A 22,161-nucleotide genomic window follows, 5' to 3' on the forward strand; every position below is an offset into this window, starting at 1 on the left:
GTGACGGCTTTTTTCCGACCTGCCCCTTGTGTGTCCCCTGATTTCACCCCACCGCCGGAGCCGGCGGGCAACCGTCACTCCGTCACATCAACCGCGTACCGATTCGTCTCCACCCCCGCCGCCGTGACCACCTGCACGTCCACCCGCCCCGGTTCCACATCCGCCGGCACCGGCACCGTTAGCAGCGTGTCCGCCGGGTTGCTGAAGCCGCCGGGTACCGGTACCAGCGGAACGTGGACGTGCACGGCACCCACTCGGACGACCATCCGGGCCAGCCGGTCGGCCCTCTGCGCGCCCGGCGGCACGAACCCGGCGCCCCGGATCTCGATGTCGTCGCCGGTGCGGATCGGCCCGTCGAGGTCGCCGGCCTCCCGGGCCCGGACCACGGAGAGGATGACCGGCCGGCCGCCCTCCGCGTATTTGCCGGCCAGATAGGTCGCCGCCGACACCAGGACCACCACCGCCAGCCCCCACGGCAGGTCCGGCAGCTGGTCCGGGCGCCTGGCCAGCCGCACCGCCGCGAAGACCAGGGCGACACCGCTGATGACCACGTACTGGATGTCGGCGAAGGTGCCCCGGCCCGCGTCGTCGGTCAGCAGGTCGGCGGCGCGCGGCCGGTCGGCGCGCACCTTCTGCAGCCGCTGCCCCAGCACCCGCAGTCCGACCACCCGCCGCACGAGCACGGCGATCCCGCACACCACGGCGAGCACGGTCACGACCCCGGCGCCGCGGGCGAGTTCCAGCCCGGAGATCAGCGCGTCCCGCTCCCGGTGCCGGGAGGCGGCCGCCAGCCGCCCCGCCAGGACGAGCACCGAGTAGGCCACGAACAGCACCCACGCCGCGGCGACCGTGCGGGAGGTGGACAGACGGTTGTCGTCGCCGATCACCGGCGCCAGCGCACCGCCCTTCGACCGGTGGAACCACGACGCCGCGGTCACGGCACCGGCCACCACCAGCGCCGCGGCCAGCCCGGCCGTACGTGCCGCCGTCCAGCCCGCGCCGACCGCGGTGAGGCACTGTCCGAGCAGCAACAGCACGACGGCCGCCCACACCACACCCGCCGTACGGCGCCACAGGCCCGTCAGCCAGGCCCGGCCCTCGGCCCGGCCGCGCTCGGCGACGCGTTCCGCGGACTGCGCCAGTTCCTCCGAGACCCACTGCCGGGAAGCCGAGGCGGAGTGGGCCACCGCGGCCGGCAGCCCCTGCCCGGCCGCGAACTCGTCGCGCCTGCGCAGGAACGCGGCGACGGCCCGCCGGTGCCCCTCACGCGCCCCGTGCGGACAGTCCCCGCAGGCGCACCCGCCTTCATGAACACTGCCGTGAGCACTGCCATAGGCACCGCCGTGGCCGCCCGCGTACCCGCTCACGGGCCCACCGGCGTACCGGCCCGCATACGCCCCCACGTCCGCATAGGCTCCCGCGTCCCCGTACCCACCCGGGTCCGCGCCGCCCTGTCCCTCGCGCACCGCCACGCCCGACGCCCGCCTTCCCGCGACCCAACCACCGTCGGCCTTCCGGACCCCGGAAACACCGCTGTAGAACTCCCCTGCGACGACAGCGAATTGTGCCCTACACCAGCCGGTTCGCGTCCGCTCGGTCTGGTCAACACGGGTGAACTTCGGCGTGCCGTGTTGACCTGACTGGGAGAATTCCCCTATGGCCGAGATCATCCAGCGTGACGGGACCTGGGCCTTCGACGGCGACACGGTCCGGATCACGCCCGGTCTGCACCGCTCCGTGCCCCTGTTCCGGCAGACGTACGGAGAGATCGCCGTGCCGCTCGAGGCGGTCTCGAGCGTCGTCCTCGAACCGGAACGCAGGCGCGGACGGCTGCGGTTGCGGCTGCGGGAGGGCGCCGACCCGCTGCTCCAGGCGACCGGCGGGCGGCTCCCGGACGCGGCCGATCCGTACCGGCTGACGGTGGACGCCGACCGGACGGGTGTCGCCGAGTACGTCGCGGAGGAGATCCGCCGCGCGCTGCTCCTGGACCGGATTCCGAAGGAGCCGGCGAAGACCTATCTGCTGCCGGGCCCGCCGGTCCCGGTCTCGGTCCGTTCGTCCGACGGGACGGTCTCCTTCGACGGCACTCGGGTACGGATCGACTGGGCCGAGACCTCCGAGCGGGTCAAACGCGCCACCGGCCCGCGGATCATCACCATGGGCGACCTGGTCCAGGTCGAGTGGCTGCCGAACTCCGGCCACGAGGACGGCCTCCTGCGCTTCGTGACCCGCGAGACGGTGTTCTCGAAACTGCCGCCGGAGAAGGACCCGTACGCCCTGGACCTGTGGGGCAGCGCCCGTCGCGACCTGCTCACGGCGCTCGTCGCCACGGCGGTCACGGCCCGGCTGCCGCACCCGTCCACCAACGCCGGGCACGAGACGTCCGCCCACCACCCGCTCCCGGCACCGGCGGTACCGCCCGCCTCCGAGCACCACGACGTACTGCTGCGCCGCCTGCGCGAATTGGGCCAGTTGCACCGGGACGGGGTGCTCACGGACGAGGAGTTCGCGATGACGAAAGCAGTGGTACTGCGCGGCTTCTGAGGCAGCGATCGACTAGCTCAGCAGATCCGGCTCGCTCCGGCTGACGTCCTGCCACATCGGCTGGTAGTTGATCCACGCCACCAGGTCGCCGCCCAGCTGCTCCCGCGTCGCCACCGCCATCCGGTGGTCGATCCGGACCGGCCGCCCGGCCGCCTGCGCGGTCAGCTGCACCTGGCAGGACCGCTCCATCGACACGAACCACCAGGCCGCCGCGTCCACCGAGTCGCCGACGGTCAGCAGGCCGTGGTTGCGCAGCACGAGTGCCTTGCGGGAGCCGAGCGCGGCCGCTATGCGCCGCCCCTCCTCGGCATCGACGGAGACGCCGGTGTAGGTGTCGTAGAGGGTGTGGTCCTCGTAGAAGGCGCAGCTCTCCTGGGTGATCGGCTCCAGCAGCTCACCGAGGGCCGCGAGCGCCCGGCCGTGCACCGAGTGGCAGTGGGCGACGGCGACCACGTCGGGGCGGGCGGCGTGCACCTGGGCGTGCACCGTGAACGCGGCCTGGTTGACGTGGTAGCGGCCCTCGACGACCTGGCCGTCCTGGTTGGCGAGCACCAGGTCGCTCACCGTGACGTGCCGGAAGGGCAGCCCGAACGGATTGACCCAGAAGCAGTCGGTGTACTCCGGGTCGCGGGCGGTGATGTGACCGGACACGCCGTCCTCGAAGCCGAGCCGCCCGAAGATCCGCAGGGCGCCCGCGAGCCGTTCCTTGCGGTGCCGGCGTTCGTCCTCGACCGACTCGTGCATGGGCGGCATCGCGAACCGCAGCCGGTCGGTGGGCAGCGGCAGGGGCGGGGTGGGCCCGTGCATAGGTCCTCCAGCGCTGGTTCTTCGTACGGGGCGGAAGCTACCGCCGGTCGGGCCGGGATGAACAGAACCGTTTCGTAAAGATGAGCCGAGCGCCCCTTGAGCACCCTGTGCACACCCTTGTGCCTCCGGTCTCCCCTACCCCACGAATAGCCGACAGAAGATGTCGGATTTCGGCGCCACACTCTCCGTATGACAGCGAACTGGGCGGCTTTCGCCACCGCCGAACCGGACCTGGCCGACACCGTCGAGAAGCGCTTCGGCGCCTACACCCACCACGTCCTCGCCACCCTCCGCAAGGACGGTTCGCCCCGCACCAGCGGCCTGGAGGTGCGGTTCCTGAACGGCGAGCTGTGGCTCGGCATGATGCCGGGCTCGCTCAAGGCGCTCGACCTGCGCCGCGACCCGCGCTTCGCGCTCCAGGCGAACTCCGGGGAGGGCACGGGCATGGGCGGCGGCGACGTGCGGATCAGCGGCCGGGCGATCGAGGTCGAGGACGCGGAGACCAAGGCCGGATACGTCGAAGAGGTGGAACCGCCGGAGCCGTTCCACCTCTTCCGCACCGAGCTGACGGAGGTCGTGAGGACCTACGTCGAGGACGACAAGTACCTCGTCGTCCAGGTCTGGACGCCCGGCGAGCCTCTGCGCACGATCAAGCGCACGTAGGCCTGGGGGGTCACTCCCACTCGATCGTCCCCGGCGGCTTCGAGGTCACGTCGAGGACGACCCGGTTGACGTCCTTGACCTCGTTCGTGATGCGCGTGGAGATCCGGGCGAGGACGTCGTACGGCAGACGCGACCAGTCGGCCGTCATGGCGTCCTCGGACGAGACGGGGCGCAGGACGATCGGGTGGCCGTACGTACGGCCGTCGCCCTGGACGCCGACGCTGCGGACGTCCGCGAGCAGGACCACCGGGCACTGCCAGATGTCCCGGTCGAGGCCGGCCGCCGTCAGCTCCTCGCGGGCGATGGCGTCGGCCTCGCGCAGCAGGTCCAGGCGCTCCTTGCTGACCGAGCCGACGATGCGGATGCCGAGGCCCGGTCCGGGGAACGGCTGGCGCTGGACGATCTCGTCCGGCAGGCCGAGCTCCTGGCCGACCATCCGGACCTCGTCCTTGAACAGCTGGCGCAGCGGCTCGATCAGCTTGAACTCGAGGTCCTCGGGCAGACCGCCCACGTTGTGGTGGGACTTGATGTTGGCCGTGCCGGTGCCGCCGCCGGACTCGACCACGTCCGGGTAGAGGGTGCCCTGGACGAGGAACTCCACCGCCGGGCCCTGGTCGGCGATGATCTCGGCCTGGGCCTGCTCGAAGACCCGGATGAACTCACGGCCGATGATCTTCCGCTTCTCCTCGGGGTCGGAGACCCCGGCGAGCGCCTTGAGGAACCGCTCCTCAGCGTCCACGACCTTCAGCTGTACGCCGGTCGCGGCCACGAAGTCCTTCTCGACCTGCTCGGTCTCGCCCTTGCGCATCAGGCCGTGGTCGACGTACACGCAGGTCAGCTGGGAGCCGATGGCCTTCTGGACGAGGGCGGCGGCGACGGCGGAGTCCACACCGCCGGACAGCCCGCAGATGGCGCGCCGGTCACCGACCTGCTCGCGGATCGCGGCGACCTGCTCCTCGATCACGTTGCCGGTCGTCCAGTTCGGCGTGAGGCCCGCGCCCCGGTACAGGAAGTGCTCCAGCACCTGCTGTCCGTGCGTGGAGTGCATCACCTCGGGGTGGTACTGGACGCCGTAGAGCTTCTTCTCGTCGTTCTCGAAGGCGGCGACCGGGACGACGTCCGTGGAGGCCGTGACGGAGAAGCCCTCGGGGGCGGCGGAGCAGGCGTCGCCGTGCGACATCCAGACGGCCTGCTCGGCGGGGGTGCCCTCGAAGAGGGTGGAGGACGACTTGGAGACGTGCAGGCCGGTGCGGCCGTACTCGCGGGCTCCGGTGTTGTCGACGGTGCCGCCGAGGGACCGTGCCATCAGCTGGAAGCCGTAGCACATGCCGAAGACGGGGACGCCGGCCTCGAAGATCGCGCGGTCGAGGCTCGGGGCGCCCTCCTCGTAGACCGACGAGGGGCCGCCGGAGAGGATGATCGCCGCGGGGTTCTTGGCGAGGATCTCCTGGACCGGCATGGTGCTCGGCACGATCTCGCTGTAGACCCGCGCCTCGCGGACACGACGGGCGATGAGCTGGGCGTACTGCGCGCCGAAGTCGACGACCAGAACGGTGTCGGGGGCGTTCGCAGCGGGAGTCGCTGATGACACGGGGTGCCTTCCGGCGGTGGGGCGGGGGTCTTGTGCCACCCGATTCTACCGAGGTGCTCGTGGGGAGTGTCCCGCCCACGGACGGTCCGGGCTCCGGCCCTCTTCCCCCACCCCTGTCTCACCATGCGAACCCGCTTGGACGCCGCGCCGCCCCGGGGCATACTGGGCGCCATGCTCACGCACCAGACCTTCCGCTTTACCTATGGCAACCGGCCCGCCGGCTGCCATGGTCGTGCTGCTTGAGCAACTGACAAGCGACTTCCCAGGCGCCCCGGGCCGACAAGGCCCGGGGCGTCTGTCGTTCTCCGGGCCCTGCCGCCTCGGGGCACCCCTTGACGACGAGGAGCCCCTCTCATGACCGTTCCCACGACCGCCACCGACGTGACCGGCGCCCGTACCCCCGAGGCCGCCGAGGTGATCACCGGCGCGCGTGAGCGGATCGACGCGCTCGACGACCGGATCATCGGCCTGATCCAGGAACGGGTGGCCGTATCGGCCGTCATCCAGGAGGCGCGGATCACCTCCGGAGGCCGGCGCGTGAACCTCTCCCGTGAGATGGAGGTGCTCGGCCACTACAGGGACGCGCTGGGCAAGCCGGGTACGGCCCTGGCGATGACCCTGCTGGAGCTGTGCCGGGGCAGGATCTGAATCCGCGTTCCCGGGACAGACGTACGCACCCCTCTCACCCGTACGGCGCGTGACCGGCCCCGGGCCGCCTCGTTGGTCTCGATGTCCGTGCCAGCCAGGGGCGGGCCCGAAAGAACCACGCGTGGCTCACTGGAGCGATGAGACGTACGGATCGTGCCGTGCGTCGTGGGACCTCGCTCCAGGGATAGGTGACCGGACGGCAGGGGACAGCAGCCCGGTCACGCAAGAGAACGGACGGCTCCGGGGACGCCCGGGGCCGCCCGGCGGACAGTGCGAAGACGCGCAAGGCTGGGTCAGACGGTTGCGGGCGCCGCGTTTCATCCAGCACGATGCGCATACAGCCCAAGTCCCCCCCCCCGTTGACACCCGCATTGCCCGACTGCCAAAGGTCGAGACCAGCGGCGCACCCCCCGGCGCCGCTTCCAGGCACCGGCGCTGCCCTGACGTCGGTGCTGACGAGAAGAAGGGCCCCGCGGCTCCACCCCGCGGGGCCCTTCGCTCATGCCTTTCCCGCCGGCTCAGGTGCGGGTCACCGTCCCGCAGTCGTGGCCGTCGTCGAGGCTCCTGCTGCGGTCGTACGGGTCCGTCGTCGGGCCGGTGGGGCCGGTGCTCTTGTCCCCGCTCGACGGGAACTCCGGGTGCAGGTAGCCGTCGTGGACGTCGCAGGTGGAGTTGCCGATCTCCTCGTCGTACTTCCGGACGGTCAGCCGGCCCGGGGTGACCCGGTAGCGGGCGGGGTCGGCGAGTTCGACGTCGAGGACCCTGCGCACGATCGTGCGGGTGACCTCGGTCGATCCGTCGGCGCGCGTGACGGGGTAGACGAAGGTGTAGTCGGCGCGCACCGCGACCCCCGCGTGCGAACCCTTCTCGAACGTCATACGCCCGCGCGTCTTGATCACATCGCCGACCGGCCGTATCTCGCCGGGGTCGAAGCGGCTGAACATCGTCACCGGGTCCTGCTCGGCGCTCGGGGAGCGCAGGGCGGTGTTCAGGTCGTCGAGGAGCTTCGGCTGCTTGGGGTCGAGCACGGAGAGCGCGGCCTCGGGACGCTCGCCGCGCACCGTCTCCGGATCGAGGTTGGCGGCGACCAGCAGCTTCTTCGTCAGCTTCAGCGCCTGTTCCACGCGGTCCTTGGAGACCGGGCCGACGGCCTTCGCCTCGGGCAGGACGATGCCGGCCTCGCCGTCGGCCCAGCGCAGCGCCGGGGAGCCGGCGAACGGCTCGTCCAGGGTGGGGGTTTCGGGGTCCGACGCCGCGGGCGGGGCGGTGGGTGCCGCCGTCTCGACGGGCAGCCGTGAGGCCGCGGCCCGCGGCCCGTCCGTGCCGAAGAGGTCGCCGGGCAGCAAGGACGGCTTCAGGGCCACCACGGCCACGGCCACGGCGACCGGCACACCGAGGACGGCCCACAGCTTGCGACGCCGGCCGGCCCGGCCGTTCCTCTCCTGCCACGTGGGGCCGGTGCGCCATCCCGGGGGCAACTCGCCCCGTTCCTCCTGCCGGCGCAACCGCTCGGTCACCATGCGGGCCCGCGCGGACGGCTCCTTCGGGGCGGAGCCGCGGATGTCCCGTTCGGTGTCGCGGGTGAACTGCTCCCAGACGTCGTCGGGGATCTCGGAGGCCGACGGCTGATCGTCGGACGGCTTTTCAGACACGAGGGACAGTTCTAGGCGTTCGGTAAGCGCCTTCACAAGAAGGTCTTGTATGTGACTCAGCCCACATAAAAATTCTGTGAATGCCAGCACAACCATTCACAGGCTTCACGGATCAAACCTGCCGAACCACGGGCCACTCCCGCGCCCCACACGCGGAGGCCTCCCCAACGTTCGTACCGCACCCCGCGGTACGCCGGACTTTCCGAGGTCTTCATGAAGCTTCGCCGCGCCATGGCAGCAGCGGCCGCCACAGCGGTCATAGCCCCGGTCGCACTGCTCGCGGCACCGGCCGCGTACGCCACCGACGAAACGTCGCCCGCGCCGAGCACCTCCGTGAGCGAGTCCGCTCCCGAGACGTCGCCCGCGCCGAGCACGTCCGCGAGCGAGTCCGCTCCCGAGACGTCCACCTCGCCGAGCCCGTCCGCGAGCGAGTCCGCTCCCGAGACGTCCACCTCACCGAGCCCGTCCACCAGCGAGTCCTCCCCGGCGCCCACCGCGTCCGAGCCCGAGGAGTCGGAGTCCCCGGACCCCGAGCCGTCGGTGTGCGAGGACACCAAGGTCGACGTCAGCATCTCCGGCCTGCCCGGCAAGATCGCGGCCGGCAGCGGCTGGCACAAGTTCTCGCTGAACGTGCTCAACAACTCCGACTCCACGCTGAACGACCTCGACTTCTTCGCCGGGGCCTCCCCCGACAAGAACGGCGAGGAGCTGTTCACCAGCAAGCAGGTCCAGCTCCAGGCGTGGGACCCCCAGGACAAGATCTGGGTCGACCTCAACGAGGGCGGCTTCGCGGTCGGCTACATCGGCTACACGGACGAGCTGAAGCCCGACTACCAGGTCGCCATCCCGCTGCGCCTCAACGTCAAGCCGTCGGCCCCGGTCGGCGCCGGCTTCTCGCTCGGCGCGACGATCTACGGCGACAACGACGCCGAGTGCACCGGCTTCGGCCAGATCTCCTACAAGTTCCAGATCGTCTCCGCCGGTACGGACACCGACGGCACCAAGCCGCAGGAAGGCGGCAAGGCGCCCGTCACCGACAAGAAGCCGGCCGGCACCACGCCGGAGGTCACCGGCAGCCTCGCCGAGACCGGCTCCAGCTCCGCCCTGCCGATGATCAGCCTCGTCGGCGGTGCCGCGGTCGTCGCCGGTGCCGGTGCGATCTTCGTGGTGCGTCGGCGCAAGGCCGGTGTCGAGGCGTAAGCCGTAGCGCCCGCAAGGCGCGACGCAAGCAGAAGAGGGACCTGCGCTCGGAGGGGGGTGCAGGTCCCTTTTCTGCTGTCGTCAGTTCTTCGGCGGCACCGACGGCATGCCCAGGAACGGCAGCCGCAGCGCCCCGAACGCGTCCGCCGGGACCGCCGGGGACCTGGGCTCGACCGGCTGGAGACGTTCGTAGGCCGCGCCCTGCCGCGGCCGGAGGTCGGGCTCGCCCTTGTTGGGCCAGTACGACATCGCCCGCTCGGCCTGGGCGGTGATGGTGAGGGACGGGTTGACGCCCAGGTTGGCGGAGACCGCGGCGCCGTCGACCACCGAGATACCGGAGTGGCCGTAGAGGCGGTGGTACGGGTCGATCACGCCGGTCTCGCGGGAGGCGCCGATGGGGCAGCCGCCCAGGAAGTGGGCGGTGAGGGGGGTGCCCATCAGTTCGCCGACGTTCGAGCCCGCGAAGCCGTTGATCTCGGCGGCCAGCGCCGAGGCGCTCTCCGTGGCGGCCTTGATCTGCTTGGGGTTGGGAGCGCCGTGGCCCTGGCGGGCGGTGAGCAGGCCGCGGCCGGCGCCCGACGGTTTCAGGTACGTCGTCAGGGAGTTGTCCAGCGACTGCATCACCAGGCCGATGATGGTCCGCTCCGACCAGCGGCGGTTGGACAGGGAGCGCAGCACCAGCATGGGGTGTTTCGCCGCGTGGGCGAGGAAGCCCAGGACCCGCGAGGTGCCCGAGGCGCCGCGGGCGTAGGGGACCTGGAGGATGGAGAGGCCGCCCATCGAGTTGGAGCCCTTGCCGTAGCGGACCGGCTCGATGTGGGTGTTCTCGTCCGGGTGGATCGAGGACGTGATGGCCACGCCCCGGGTGAAGTCGGCCTTCCGCGCGCCGTGGGCCTTGCGGTAGCGCCGGTCGTCGGTCTGGGCGCCGACCAGGGCCTCGGAGTTGGTGCGGGTCAGCTCACCCAGCTTGTCGGAGATGTACGGCAGTTGGCCGCCCGCCTTCATGCGGTGCAGCAGGGTCTGGGTGCCGTAGGTACCCGCGGCGAGGACGACCTTGCGGGCCGTGTAGGTCCGGCCCTTCGCCTTGCGGCGGTCGTCGGTGGGGAGCGTGGCGACGGCGTACCCGCCGCGCGAGTCGTCGGTGACCGAGACGACCGTCGTCAGGGGGTGCACGACCGCGCCGGCCTTCTCGGCCAGGTGCAGATAGTTCTCGTTGAGGGTGTTCTTCGCGCCGTGGCGGCAGCCGGTCATGCACTCGCCGCACTCCGCGCAGGCCCGGCGGGCCGGACCCGCGCCGCCGAAGTACGGGTCGGGCACCTCCTGGCCCGGCTTCGCCTTCGCCGTGCCGTCGGCGTCCTCGCCGTCGCCGAAGAAGACGCCGACCGGGGCGAGATGGAAGGAGTCGCCGCAGCCCATACGCTCCGCGGCGGCCTTCAGGTGCACGTCGGACGGGGTCATGGTCGGGTTGAGCCGCACGCCCAGCATGCGCCGGGCCTGGTCGTAGAAGGGCTTCAGCTCGTTCTGCCAGTCCGTGATGTCCCGCCACTGCGGGTCCTCGAAGAACGGCTTCGGCGGGACGTAGAGGGTGTTGGCGTAGTTGAGGGAGCCGCCGCCGACGCCCGCGCCCGCCAGGACCATGACGTTGCCCAGCAGGTGGATGCGCTGAATTCCGTACATGCCGAGCTTGGGGGCCCAGAGGTAGTTCTTGAGGTCCCAGGAGTTCTTCGGGAGGGACTCGCGGGTGAAGCGGCGGCCGGCTTCCAGGACGCCGACTTTGTAGCCCTTTTCTGTGAGGCGCAGGGCGGTTACGGAGCCGCCGAAGCCGGAGCCTACGACGATGACGTCGTAGTCATGAACGTCCTGAGGCACGTGTTCTCCTCGTTGAGTTTCGCGTGCGGGCCGTCAGTGGTTGATCGCGCAGTTCCCCGCGCCCCTAAAACATCACCGGAACCGGAACGCCTTCATCAGCCGGAGGCTCCTGCTCATGAACTGGGCGTACTTCTCGTCGTCCATGCCCAGGGAGGGGGCCATCGGGAGAACCCTCTGGTGGGCGACCGTCTGGGCCTCGGTGTACTTGAGGATGCCCTCGGAGCCGTGGCGGCGGCCGAGGCCGGAGTCCTTCATGCCGCCCATGGGGGACTGGACGCTTCCGTACGCGGGGGCGTAGCCCTCGTTGATGTTGACCGTGCCGGTGCGCAGACGGGCGGCGACCTCCTGGCCGCGCCGGCCGTTCTTCGTCCAGACCGAGGAGTTCAGGCCGTACGCCGTGGCGTTGGCGCGCTCGATGACCTCGTCCTCGTCCTTGAAGCGGTAGACCGAGACGACCGGGCCGAAGGTCTCCTCGGTGCAGACGGACATCTCCGTTTCGACCCCGTCGAGGATCGTGGGCTCGAAGAAGTACGGGCCGATGTCCGGGCGGGCCGTCCCGCCGGCGAGGACCTTGGCGCCCTTGGCAACCGCCTCGTCCACGTGCCGCGTGACGGTCTCGAGCTGGCGTTCGCCGACCAGGGAGCCCATGTCGGCGCCGTACGCCAGCGACCTGCCGAGGCGCATCGTCCTCGTACGGGCGGCGAAGCGCTCCAGGAAGGCGTCAGCGACGGACTCGTGGACGTACAGCCGCTCGATGGAGATGCAGAGCTGGCCGGCTGAGGAGAAGCAGGCGCGGACGGCACCGGCCGCCGCCTTCTCGATGTCGGCGTCCTCCAGCACCAGCATGGCGTTCTTGCCGCCGAGTTCGAGGGAGACGCCGACCAGCCGGGCGGCGGCGCCCCGGGCGACCTCGCGGCCGGTGCGGGTGGAGCCGGTGAAGGAGACGTAGTCGGCGTGCCGGACGACCTCCGGGCCGACGACCGGGCCGTCGCCGAGGACGACCTGGAAGACATCGGCGGGCAGACCGGCCTCGATGAGCAGGTCACGGGCCCACAGGGCGGTGAGGCAGGTCTCCGTGTCCGGCTTCATGACGACCGCGTTGCCCGCGACGAAGGCCGGGATCGCGTCGCCGACCGACAGCTCCAGCGGGTAGTTCCACGGGGCGATCTGGCCGATCACACCGCGCGGGTGGCGCAGCTCGGTGACCTTGGTGAGGGTCGGCATGGCACCGGCGTGCCGCTTGGGCCGGAGGTAGGAGGGGGCCTTGCGGCCGTAGTGCCGGGCGGCGACCGCGACGGCCTGGACCTCCTCGTGGGCGTGCAGGCGGGCCTTGCCGGTCTCCAGCTGGATCAGGTCGAGCACCTCGGCCTGACGCTCCAGCACCAGGTCGTGGAAGCGGAGCAGGACGGCGGCGCGCTGCCGTACGGGCGTCTGCGCCCACACGGCCTGGGCGGTGCGGGCCAGTTCGTAGGCCTTCGCCACGTCCTCGGGCGTCGACTCGGGGAGGTCGGCCAGCTTCTCGCCGGTGAACGGCGTGTGGTTGGCGGTGCGACCGGAACCGACCACGCCCTTGGTGAGCTGGGCGATCAGCTCGGGGGTGACCACGTCGGCGGCGGTGCGGGCGCCCTGAGGGGCGGGGGCGAGGGGGTTCGTGCCGGTCTGTGCCGTGCCGGTCTTCTCCGGGGCGTGCGCGTCCGTCATGAGGCGCAGGGTATGCCCCGGCGGAGGCTTTGGGTACCCGTCGGTAATACGGCTTCACCGAGTGCACACACGGCGCCAGTGGCTGCTGGCAACAAACGCCCTGATCAGGGCGTTGTGCGGTGACACTCGGTGTAATTCAGCCTTTTACGATCCCGTCTACGACCCCGTGCCGACCTCGAGCCGGTCCCGGGCGCCCTGGAACACCGAGGTGCCTTCCTCCTCCTCCGGTGTGCCTCTGGGCATGTCGACGCGCAGTTCGTACATGCGGTCGTCGCCGGTGCGGATCAGCACGCGCGTGACCCGCCTGGGGCCCTCGTCCCCGTGGTAGGTGGTGTCGGCGAGGGCGGCCTCGTGGCCCTGGACGCCGGTGCGGGTGTACCGGGTGTCCCCCCGGACGACGGGTGCGTTCCGGGCCTGGTCCATCGGGGAGCCCGGGGCCCGGTCCCAGAAGAGGAGGCGGACCTGGACCGTGCCGCCCCGTTCGTCGCCGTAGAGCACGGTGCGGGGCTGGTCGGTCGCGCTGCCGGTCCGGTCGAGTTCGCGGTAGTGGCGCGGGAGATGGAGGACGGCCCTCAGATCCGGATCGTGGTGCGGGGCCCAGGTGTCCGTCGCCTCGGCGGCCTGTTCGGCGCTCTCCGCGCTGCCGGCGCCGTGGACGTGGGTGGCGGCGCCTGTGCCGCCGGCGAGCAGTGCGCTGAGGAGGGCGAGGGGGGCGGGGCGGAGGAGACTCTGGCGCTTGAGGGGCGCGGGGTCCTGCCGCTGAGCCGGGTCCTGCCGCTGTGCGGGGCCGGCCTCCGGCGGTTCGGCGCTCTCCTCGGGCGGCGGCGGGCCGGCGTCCTGCGTGAACTCCCGTATGTGCTCGGCCTCTTGAGGCTCCCCGGCCGCCGTCGGCCCCGCCACCGCTTCCAGTTCCTTCGCGACCTCTTCGGCGTCCGGCCGCTGGTCAGGGTCGTGCGCCAGCAGCCGGACGATCAGCGGCCCGAGCGGCCCGGCCTGCTCCGGTTCGGGCGGCTCGGCGGCGCGGATCGCGGCGCGTGTGGCCTCCGGCGTGGTGCGGCTGAACGGGGACGAGCCCGCCACGGCGGCGTACAGCAGGACGCCCAGGGACCACAGGTCGGAGGCGGGCCCGGCGATACGGCCGGACATCCGCTCGGGGGCGACGAACTCCGGCGAGCCGCCGAACTCCCCGCCGCCCGTGAGGGACTCCTCGCCCTGGACATGGGCCATGCCGAGGTCGGTGAGGACGACGCGCCGGCCTGGGCCGAGCAGCACATTGGCGGGCTTCACGTCCCGGTGCACGATGCCGACGGAGTGCGCGGCGCGCAGGGCACCGAGGACGGCGAGGCCGATCCGGGCCGCTTCGCGCGCGTCGACGGGACCGCGTCGGAGCGTCTCTTGCAGGGACTCGCCCTGGACCGACTCCATGACGATCCAGGGGAGTCCGTCCAGCGCCTCGGCCGCGTCGAGCTCGTCGGGGCCCGAAGGGCGCAGGCCCTCGTCCGGCCGCTCCGCCTCGACGACCACGTCGTGGATGGTGACGGCGGCGGGATGGTCGACGCGGGCGGCGGCCCGGGCCTCACGGCGGAGCCGGTGGGCCGCCCGCCGGTGGCTCTCGTCCTCCGGGCCGCCCGGCAGCCGGGGCTGTCTGACGGCGACTTCACGCTGTACGAGCTCGTCCCGGGCCCGCCAGACGGTGCCCGTCCCGCCGGAGCCGATGCGCTCGATCAGCCGGTAGCGCCCACCGATCAGCCGGCCCCGAGCGCCCGTCCCGCCCCCGTCGTTGCTCATGCCCCATCAGTACCGTGCGGGGCGGGCCGTTGTCGACGCGGGTGATTTCCAGGGGTGTTGGAGGCGCGGGTGGTTACCGGGGACGTTGGAGGCGCGGGTTCAGGTCCCGTCGATGTCCAGGTTCGCGATCGCCGTGCTCGCCACCTCACGTCCGCGCTCGGTGAAGTCGCCCTTGCCCGGGTAGCTGACGGTGAGCCTGTACATGTCGCCGCCGGCAGTCCTGTAGTAGAACATCCGGAGTTCGCGGGGGCGGGGGTTCTCGCTGTCGTCGGTGTCGTAGGAGACGGTGTTCTCGGCGGCCTTCCTGTCTCTGTAGGTGGTCACCCTGGGGTTGGTCTTCGGGTCCTCCGGCATGTCCAGGTCGTAGCTGCCGCTGTCCTTGAACCGGCTGTCGTCGTCGTACATCTCGGCGGCCGCGGAGCCCGCTATGTTGCTGCCGGTGTCCTCCGCCTTCTTGTCGAGGGTCAGGCCGATCCAGATGCTGCCGCTCCAGTCGGTGTACGTGACCCAGTGCCCCTGGTCCCTCTCCCGGTCGGGCACGGTCCGCCGGTACTCGTCGGGGACGGCCAGCGACGCGGCGAGGCTCTTCTCCTGCTTGGTCTGCCAGCCGTCGGGCAACGGCCCGGCGAACGGGTCCGCGATGACCAGGTACGCCGTCACCGCCGCCGCCACGACCGCCGCGCCGAGTCCGGTCCACGCCCCGCGGCCGAGCCGGATGCCCCGGCCGGCGGCGCCCTGGCCCGTGACCCGCACGACCTGTGTGGGCTGAGCGGCGGGCGGGTTCGCGGCCGCCTCCAGCCGGGCGCGCACCTGTGCGGCGTTCGGGCGGCGGGCCGGGTCCTTGTGCAGCAGGCCCGTGATGACCTCGGCGAGCGGGCCCGGGGCGGAGGCGGGCGGCGCCGGCGTGGCGTTGAGGACGGACTGGAGCGTGGCGGGGGTGTTGCTGCGGCGGAACGGCGAGACGCCCTCCGTCGCCGCGTACAGCACCACGCCCAGGGACCACAGGTCGCTGGCCGGGCCCGGGCGCTGGCCCAGCACCCGCTCCGGCGCGATGTACTCGGGCGAGCCGACGAAGCCGCCGGTGTCGGTCAGGTTGGTCTCGCCCTCGATCTGGGCGATGCCGAAGTCCGTGAGGACGACCCGGTCGTACCGGCCGAGCAGCACGTTGTCCGGTTTCACATCGCGGTGCAGGATGCCCGCCGCGTGCGCGGCCTCCAGCGCGCCGAGCACTTCCAGGCCGATCCGGGCCGCCTCGCGCGCGGACAGGGTGCCCTCCTGGAGCGCGTCGCCCAGCGACCGGCCCCGCACCAGCTCCATCACGATCCACGGCTGGTCGTCCACGACCGCCACGTCGTGGACGTCGACCACCGCCGGGTGGTCGAGCCGGGCCGCGGCACGCGCCTCACGACGCATGCGCTCGAAGGCATTGGCGCGTTCGCGTTCGGGAAGGTGATCCGGTACGCGGGGCTCCTTGACGGCGACCTCCCGGTCCACCGTCTCGTCCTTGGCCCGCCACACCGTGCCCATGCCGCCGTGTCCGAGCTTGGCGATCAGCCGGTAACGCCCGGCGATGAGGCGCCCGGTACCGGGGTCCTCGGCCGTTTCCGTCGCCGCCGGCGCCGCGGCCGCCGACCGGGTCGGCACGACCTGGGTGGGCGTCGCGTACGGGTTGCCCGGTATCGGCGCCGCCGGATTGGGCGGTTGCAGAACGAAACTTGTTGGCTCATCGGCCCCGGCTCGAGATCCCCCGTCGCTGCTCATGAGGTCATCCATATCGCGCCAAGCGCCTACGTATCCACAGCGGACGCGAACCGGTCACAGACCCGTGACCATGGCTGGGGCTTATCTCCCCTTTGTGCCGGTAGGGGAGCTGACCGGGGTGGTCGTGGGTGCGGGGGCGCTCGGGGAGGAGGGCCGGGCCGTGGGCGTCTCGGGAGCCGAACTCGTCGGCTTGGGGCCTCCTCCCGGCTCGCCGCCCTCGTCCATGAGCAGCGCCGCCGCGGACACCCCCGCCCCCGCCATCGCGGCTACCAGCAGCGCGGCCACGAGCACCCTCCGGGTGGGCTGCCGCATCAGCTGTTCGGCGAGCCGGCCCGGTGCGGGCATGCCCGCCGGCGGCGTGAACGGCTGCCGGCCTGCGGTGTCCTGAGGTGTTCCGCGCGGCCGGCGGCGCGGTGCGTCCCGGACCGTCGGCACGTACCCGGGCGGCGGCGCCTCCGGCGTCCGGCCCGTGTCGCGGAAGGCCCGCAGCATCCGCTCCGCCCGGTCCGCGTCCAGCCGCCGGTCCGGATCGCGTTCGAGCAGGCCCTGTACGACGGGCAGGAGCGGCCCGGCCTGCGCGGGTGGCCGGATCTCGGCGGCGACGACCGCGTGCAGGATGCCGCCCAGCGAGTCGCGGCGGAACGGCGACTCGCCGCTGAGGGCCGCGCACAGCAGCGCGCCCAGCGACCACAGGTCGGACTCGGGCCCGGTCCTGGCTCCGGACATCCGCTCGGGCGCGGTGTACTCGGGCGAGCCGACGAAGGAGTTGTTCTCGGTGAGGGTGGGGGTCCCGGCGACCTGGGCGATGCCGAAGTCGGTCAGCAGGACGCGGTCGGTGCCGGCCTCCAGCAGCACGTTGTCCGGCTTGAGGTCGCGGTGCAGCACACCGGCGGCGTGCGCGGCGCTCAGCGCGCCGAGCAGGGCGATGCCGATGCGGGCCGCTTCGGAGGCGTCGACCGGGCCATGGTGGGCGAGCCGGTCGGCGAGCGAGCCGCCCTCGATCAGCTCCATGACGATGTACGGGCGTTCGTCGTCCTCGACGACGTCATGGACCACGATGATGTGCGGATGGCTCAGCTGGGCGACCGCCCGGGCCTCGCGCAGGGTACGGTCCCGCTGCCGGCGCGCCTCCGCCGCGGAGAGCGTCTGGTCGTAGGGGAGTTCCTTGACGGCCACGCCCCGGCCGAGCAGCTGGTCGGTCGCCCGCCACACCACTCCCATGCCACCGCGCCCGAGTCTCTCCTCGAACCGGTAGCGGCCCGCGATGACACGCGTGTTGTGCCCCTCGGTCCCCATGCGGCAATCATGCCCCACCGGACGGATCGGCTCCGGGGCCGCGGCCGCGGGTGGCCGAAACAGACGGCCCGCGTCAGAGGGGCTCCGCGTGGGGAGGCCCCAGCGTCAGGAGGTCTTCTCCTGCCAGCCCTGGAGCAGCGAGGTGAACTGCTTGCGCGCCCTCGCCCAGTCCTGCGCGGGCGACGACATGTAGAGCGCGTACTCGGTGCCGTCGCGGGCGACGTACGTCTCCTCGATGGCGCGGCGCGGGCCGGGGAACGGGGTGTCCTTCGCCCGCGCGGTCCAGGTGTACTCCCACAGGGCGCCGCCCCGGTCACGGTAGACGTTGCGCTCCAGCGTGATCCGCTTGTAGTCGGCCAGATCCTGGATCTGCTGCTCCAGGTCGAGCTGGTGCGCGTACGGGTCGGCGAAGTCCGGGGAGGTGTCGATGGCGATGCGCACGAAGTGCCGGCCGCCGTCGGGCGTGTAGTCGATCTGCTTGAGCTCGCCCTGCGGGCCGAAGGGCTTGCGCTTCCAGCCCTTGGGCAGGGAGAGGCTGAAACCCGCGGGATCGTCGTGGCGGACCCAGCTGTCGGGAACCGATCCCCCGGGCTGCCGCGTGCTCGTGGGACTCGCCGAGCCGGCGGCGCCGCCCGGCGTCTGCCGGCCCTCGTTCCACTGCTGGAGCACCACGGCGGTGGTCCCGCCGATGATGGCCGCCAGCGCGACGACGAGGGCGAGCGTGCGCAGCCGGCGGCGCCGGCCCGAACCGGTCTGCTGCGGCCCCGACCGCTGCGGACCCATCGCCGTCGGACCGACCGTGGTGGGACCGGTCGGCGGATGGCCGGCGACGGGGGTCCCGGACGTCGGCGTCCCGGGGGCCGGGGCACCGGTGGCGGGGGTGCCGGACAGCGGCGGAAGCGGGGTCCGGGTGTGCGACCCGGATCCGGAGCCGGACGGGCCCGCGCCCATGCCCGTGCCCGCCGTGCCCATGCCGCTGTGGACGTCCCGGTACGGCGTTCCCCCGTACTGCGTCGGGACGTACGCCTGTGCCCCGTTCGGCCGCCGCCCCTCCGCCGCCTCGGCGAGCATCTGCTCGGCCTCGGACGCGTCGGGCCGGGTGGCCGGATCCTTGCGCAGCAGGGCGTTGATGACGGGCGCGAGCGGACCGGCGTGCTGCAGCTGGGCGGCCCCTTCCTCGACCACCGCCTGCATGGTGGTCAGCGGGGTGGTGCGGCGGAACGGCGACCGGCCCTCCACCGCCGTGTAGAGCGTCGCGGCGAGCGCCCACAGGTCGGAGGACGGACCCGGGTCGTGGCCGCGCACCCGCTCGGGCGCCAGGTAGTCGACGGAGCCGACGACCTCTCCGGTCCGTGTGATGGTCGTGTCGCCCTCGATCTGGGCGATGCCGAAGTCGGTGAGCAGGACGCGTCCGTCGCGGCCGAGGAGGACGTTGCCCGGCTTGACGTCGCGGTGCAGGACACCGGCGGTGTGCGCGGCGCGCAGGGCCCGCAGCACCCAGAGGCCGACGCGTGCCGCCTCGCGCGGCTCGACGCGTCCCTCCTCCTTGACCGCGTCGGCCAGCGAGCGGCCCTCGACCAGCTCCATCACGATCCACGGACGGCCGTCGTGCTCCAGCACGTCGTGCACCGTGACGACCGCCGAGTGGTTGATCCGGGCGGCGGCCCGCGCCTCCGCCCGGGTGCGCGCGAGGAGGATGGCCTGCTCGCTCTCGGAGACGTAGAGGGCTGCCGTCAACTCCTTGATGGCGACGGACCGGTGCAGCACCTCGTCATGGGCGCGCCACACCCGGCCCATGCCGCCGCTGCCGATGGAGTCGGCGAGCCGGTAGCGGCCCGCGACGAGCTGGCCCTGCATCTGATTCACGTTGCCCCGCAATGGTCTTGACAGGGTCAGCGTAAGGACCCGCCCTTCCTCAGGGAACAAGCGGGGTACCACGGTGACCGCACTGTGACGGTTGTCGCCTGTCGGGACGCGAGGCAACCAGAGGTTGAACTACCCCGTACAGGCGGCGCGCCGGGCGCTCAGCCCGTCACCTTGTAGGTCGCCGCCGCCTGCTCGTACAACCGCGTCACCTCGTCCCGCTCGGCCTCCGGCCCGCGCACCTGGACCACGTGGTACCGCCCGTCGACCAGCATCGCGAGGTTGCGCACATACAGCTCGCCCCCGTCGCCGCCGGTCCAGGTGAACTGCCCCTCGGCCATGGTCCGCCCGCCCACCTCGATCGTCTTCAGCCCGGTGGAGGTGGCCCAGCTGGAGTCGCGGTACGGCTGCAACTCACGCTCCCTCTCCCGCTGATAGGCCATCGGATCGCTGCCGAACTCCGTGGCGCTGTCCCGGCCCGGTACGACGATGAGCTCGAAGTCGCCCTTCGCGTAGACGACCTGGCCGCTGCCGTTCCGCGGGGTGCGGTCCCAGCCCTTGGCGACGGCGACCTGGAACCCTGCCGAGTCCTTGCGCAGGGTGAAGCCGTCGCCGACATCGGGGCCGGCGGTCTGTGTCTCCGCGGAACCCGCCGACGTCGACGGGCTCTTCTCCGGCTCGGGCGACGTCTGGTCGGGCCGGGGCTCGCTGCTGGCGTCCGGCTCGGGCACCTGGCTGACCTCACCGGCGGAACCGGTGCGGTCCGTGCCGTCCGTGCCTTCTGCGCCGTCGGTCTTCGACTTGGGCATGAAGAGCATGGCGTAGGCGATCGCGGCGGCCATCAGGAGCAGAACCAGCAGGAGCAGGGTGCGGCCGAGGCGGCTCGGCGACCGGGACTCGCGCTTGGCCCGCTTGTGCCGCCCGTGGTGGGCGGGCAGCCCGGCCTTGCGCCTGCGCACGAGCTCGCCCCGGCGGCGTACGACGGGCAGCCGGCTCGCGTCGGCGGGCGGCGCCGCGACGACGTGCACCCCGGCCTCCGGCTCGGGCGCCGAGCGTACGAGCGAGCGCAGCCAGCCGCGCAGTTCCTCGAAGTCGAGGCGCTCGGTGGGGTCCTGACGCAGCAGCGACTCCACGACCGGCCGCAGTGGCCCGCACTCCTCGGCGTACGCGGGCGGTTCGGCGCACACCATCTGCACCAGCTCGGCCGTCGACTCCTCCGGGTAGGGCGCATGCCCCTGTACGGCCCTGAAGAGCAGCGCGCCGAGTGCCCACAGGTCGGTCGCGGAACCGATCGGGGCGGCCAACTGCCAGTTCTCGTGCACGGGTCCGGCCTGCTCGGGCGCCCAGCGCTCGGTCACCGGACCCACCACGGCCATCCGCGCCTGCCGCGCCCGCTCGGCGGCCAGGGCCGTGGCCGGGCCGCGCCGGGGTGCGGGGGTGTCGGCGACCAGTTCGTCCCACCGGGCGGGCGAGCCCTGGGCGGAGGGGTCCGAGGCCGACGGGAGAGCTGCCTGCTCCTGCCCTTGTGGCAGGGGCACGCTGCCGGTTCCGCCCCGGGGCGTGGCACCGTGCCAGGCGGTCGTCCGGGGGGCGCCGCCCACGCCGTAGGGGTCGGCTGTCCGGCCCGGCGGGGCCGCACCGGGTGCCGTGCCCTGACCGGGGATGTACGGCGACTGCGCAGAGCCGTGGCTGTGGGACGCGGGGCCGGTGTCCGGGGCGGACCGGGCACCGGGCAGTGCGGCCCGCCCGCCCTCCTGTGCCTCCTGGACACGAGCGGCGGCCCGGGCACCCGCCCGGTAGGCCGCGATCGCCCCGGCTCGCGCGACCCGTGGGTCACCGCTGTCGTCCATACCCCTGCGGGCCGGCACGGCCGGGCCCCTGCCCGCCGTGTCACCCCCGGCCGCGGGCAGTCCCCTGGCCTCCCGCGCCTCTATGGCGGCTCGCCGCGCGGCTTCGGGATCGGCCGCGCCACCGAGGCCGGCCGGGGCGCCGCCGCCCGGACCTCCGACGGGACCAGCGCCGCCCTCGTGGCCCGGCCCCTGCCCAAGCTCTTCGGAGGCCGGAACCGGGTCGTACCCGCACAGCGCTTCCTCCGCCGCGCCCACCGCGAGACCGGTCAGCATCACCCGGCCGTCGTCGCAGACGAGCACCGTCCGCGCGGTGACGTTCCGGTGCACCCAGCCGTGGGCGTGCAGCACCCGCAGCGCCATGAGGACGTCGGAAGCGACCTCGGCGGCCCGGTACGGCGTCAGCGGCTTTTCGGCGAGCAGCGCCGCCAGCGGACGCGCGGCCACCAGCTCGCTGACGATCCACAGCGAACCGCCCTCGGCGAACACGTCGAAGACCTGGTCGAGCCGCGGATGGTCGGGAATGGCCGCGGCGGCCTGCGCGGCGTCGACCGCGCGCCGTACCACCGGGTCCGCGGGCCGCCGGGGGCCCGGACGCGCGCCGGGCCGCCGCGCACCGCCGTCACGCGCGGTGAAGCCGTCGGGCAGTCCCTCCGCGTCGAGGACCTCAGCCTCGACCACCTCCGGCAACGGCACCTGCCTGACCAGGACTTCCTGCCCGCTGTAGGTGTCGAAGGCCCGGGTCTCGGTGAGTTCGTACTCGTCGGACGGCGGCAGCGGGAGGCGGTAGCGGTCGGCGAGTACCCGGCCCGCGTAGTCGTCCACGTTGCCTCCCCCGTCAGCCCGATCGGTCACATCCGCTCGCCCCACGGTCCGTTCCGGCTGCGCACGGACCGCAAATATTTACGATACGTGCCGCAGGCAACCCGCA

At 72.5% G+C, this 22,161-nt stretch carries 15 protein-coding genes; 4 read left to right on the top strand and 11 right to left on the bottom strand.

Annotation, left to right across the window (positions count from 1 at the left end; translation table 11 throughout):
• Positions 1-74: 74 nt before the first annotated feature.
• A complete protein-coding gene (locus OG542_RS15370; protein WP_328417929.1) occupies positions 75-1,367 on the bottom strand; it encodes a hypothetical protein in 1,293 nt (430 codons plus the stop codon).
• 289 nt (positions 1,368-1,656) lie between these two features.
• Between OG542_RS15370 and OG542_RS15375 the strand changes: the two genes are divergently transcribed.
• The gene (locus OG542_RS15375; protein WP_311127349.1) at positions 1,657-2,544 is read left to right on the top strand and encodes a DUF4429 domain-containing protein; all 888 of its coding nucleotides are present in this window, start codon (positions 1,657-1,659) and stop codon (positions 2,542-2,544) included.
• A gap of 12 nt (positions 2,545-2,556) precedes the next feature.
• Here the strand turns inward: OG542_RS15375 and OG542_RS15380 are convergent, their stop codons facing one another.
• Positions 2,557-3,351, bottom strand: a complete 795-nt coding sequence (locus tag OG542_RS15380; RefSeq protein WP_193481583.1) for a class II aldolase/adducin family protein — start codon at positions 3,349-3,351, stop codon at positions 2,557-2,559.
• 189 nt (positions 3,352-3,540) lie between these two features.
• Between OG542_RS15380 and OG542_RS15385 the strand changes: the two genes are divergently transcribed.
• The gene (locus OG542_RS15385) at positions 3,541-4,014 is read left to right on the top strand and encodes a pyridoxamine 5'-phosphate oxidase family protein (RefSeq protein ID WP_311127347.1); all 474 of its coding nucleotides are present in this window, start codon (positions 3,541-3,543) and stop codon (positions 4,012-4,014) included.
• A 10-nt stretch (positions 4,015-4,024) separates the two neighbouring features.
• Here the strand turns inward: OG542_RS15385 and guaA are convergent, their stop codons facing one another.
• Positions 4,025-5,605 (bottom strand): glutamine-hydrolyzing GMP synthase, encoded by a 1,581-nt coding sequence (guaA, locus tag OG542_RS15390; RefSeq protein WP_311127346.1) that lies wholly within the window; start codon positions 5,603-5,605, stop codon positions 4,025-4,027.
• A 354-nt stretch (positions 5,606-5,959) separates the two neighbouring features.
• On the opposite strand from guaA, the gene OG542_RS15395 reads away from it, so the two are divergent.
• On the top strand, positions 5,960-6,253 hold the full coding sequence (locus OG542_RS15395) for a chorismate mutase (protein ID WP_328342573.1): 294 nt from the start codon (positions 5,960-5,962) through the stop codon (positions 6,251-6,253).
• A gap of 518 nt (positions 6,254-6,771) precedes the next feature.
• On the opposite strand, the gene OG542_RS15400 is transcribed toward OG542_RS15395, so the two are convergent.
• Complete coding sequence (locus tag OG542_RS15400) at positions 6,772-7,905, bottom strand: hypothetical protein (RefSeq protein ID WP_328411445.1); 1,134 nt, start codon at positions 7,903-7,905, stop codon at positions 6,772-6,774.
• A 231-nt stretch (positions 7,906-8,136) separates the two neighbouring features.
• Between OG542_RS15400 and OG542_RS15405 the strand changes: the two genes are divergently transcribed.
• The gene (locus OG542_RS15405; protein ID WP_408057759.1) at positions 8,137-9,105 is read left to right on the top strand and encodes an LAETG motif-containing sortase-dependent surface protein; all 969 of its coding nucleotides are present in this window, start codon (positions 8,137-8,139) and stop codon (positions 9,103-9,105) included.
• An 81-nt stretch (positions 9,106-9,186) separates the two neighbouring features.
• Here OG542_RS15405 and OG542_RS15410 read toward each other — a convergent pair whose 3' ends face one another.
• The 7 genes from OG542_RS15410 to OG542_RS15440 all read right to left on the bottom strand — a co-directional run bounded on the left by OG542_RS15410 (position 9,187) and on the right by OG542_RS15440 (position 22,055).
• Entirely contained in the window at positions 9,187-10,974 is a 1,788-nt protein-coding gene (locus OG542_RS15410) for a GMC family oxidoreductase (RefSeq protein ID WP_328411449.1), read from the bottom strand.
• Between the two features lie 72 nt (positions 10,975-11,046).
• Entirely contained in the window at positions 11,047-12,675 is a 1,629-nt protein-coding gene (locus OG542_RS15415; protein ID WP_328411451.1) for a succinic semialdehyde dehydrogenase, read from the bottom strand.
• 156 nt (positions 12,676-12,831) lie between these two features.
• Complete coding sequence (locus tag OG542_RS15420) at positions 12,832-14,463, bottom strand: serine/threonine-protein kinase (RefSeq protein WP_328411453.1); 1,632 nt, start codon at positions 14,461-14,463, stop codon at positions 12,832-12,834.
• A gap of 99 nt (positions 14,464-14,562) precedes the next feature.
• Positions 14,563-16,224: a serine/threonine-protein kinase gene (locus OG542_RS15425; RefSeq protein ID WP_328411455.1), complete on the bottom strand. Its 1,662-nt coding sequence runs from the start codon at positions 16,222-16,224 to the stop codon at positions 14,563-14,565.
• 81 nt (positions 16,225-16,305) lie between these two features.
• Positions 16,306-17,520 (bottom strand): serine/threonine-protein kinase, encoded by a 1,215-nt coding sequence (locus tag OG542_RS15430; protein ID WP_311127338.1) that lies wholly within the window; start codon positions 17,518-17,520, stop codon positions 16,306-16,308.
• Between the two features lie 105 nt (positions 17,521-17,625).
• Positions 17,626-19,377: a serine/threonine-protein kinase gene (locus OG542_RS15435; RefSeq protein ID WP_328411457.1), complete on the bottom strand. Its 1,752-nt coding sequence runs from the start codon at positions 19,375-19,377 to the stop codon at positions 17,626-17,628.
• Positions 19,378-19,544: 167 nt separating this feature from the next.
• Positions 19,545-22,055, bottom strand: a complete 2,511-nt coding sequence (locus OG542_RS15440; protein WP_328411459.1) for a protein kinase — start codon at positions 22,053-22,055, stop codon at positions 19,545-19,547.
• Between the last annotated feature and the right edge of the window lie 106 nt (positions 22,056-22,161).

It is taken from the genome of Streptomyces violaceus, assembly GCF_036014075.1.
Taxonomy (GTDB): domain Bacteria; phylum Actinomycetota; class Actinomycetes; order Streptomycetales; family Streptomycetaceae; genus Streptomyces; species Streptomyces violaceus.

Excerpts from the sequence above, each read along its gene's own strand:
- OG542_RS15425 (WP_328411455.1), bottom strand. The coding sequence starts at position 16,224 with ATGAGCAGCGACGGGGGATCTCGAGCCGGGGCCGATGAGCCAACAAGT.
- OG542_RS15405 (WP_408057759.1), top strand. The coding sequence starts at position 8,137 with ATGGCAGCAGCGGCCGCCACAGCGGTCATAGCCCCGGTCGCACTGCTC.
- OG542_RS15420 (WP_328411453.1), bottom strand. The coding sequence starts at position 14,463 with ATGAGCAACGACGGGGGCGGGACGGGCGCTCGGGGCCGGCTGATCGGT.
- OG542_RS15385 (WP_311127347.1), top strand. The coding sequence starts at position 3,541 with ATGACAGCGAACTGGGCGGCTTTCGCCACCGCCGAACCGGACCTGGCC.
- OG542_RS15415 (WP_328411451.1), bottom strand. The coding sequence starts at position 12,675 with ATGACGGACGCGCACGCCCCGGAGAAGACCGGCACGGCACAGACCGGC.
- OG542_RS15380 (WP_193481583.1), bottom strand. The coding sequence starts at position 3,351 with ATGCACGGGCCCACCCCGCCCCTGCCGCTGCCCACCGACCGGCTGCGG.
- OG542_RS15430 (WP_311127338.1), bottom strand. The coding sequence starts at position 17,520 with ATGGGGACCGAGGGGCACAACACGCGTGTCATCGCGGGCCGCTACCGG.
- OG542_RS15375 (WP_311127349.1), top strand. The coding sequence starts at position 1,657 with ATGGCCGAGATCATCCAGCGTGACGGGACCTGGGCCTTCGACGGCGAC.
- OG542_RS15395 (WP_328342573.1), top strand. The coding sequence starts at position 5,960 with ATGACCGTTCCCACGACCGCCACCGACGTGACCGGCGCCCGTACCCCC.
- OG542_RS15435 (WP_328411457.1), bottom strand. The coding sequence starts at position 19,377 with ATGCAGGGCCAGCTCGTCGCGGGCCGCTACCGGCTCGCCGACTCCATC.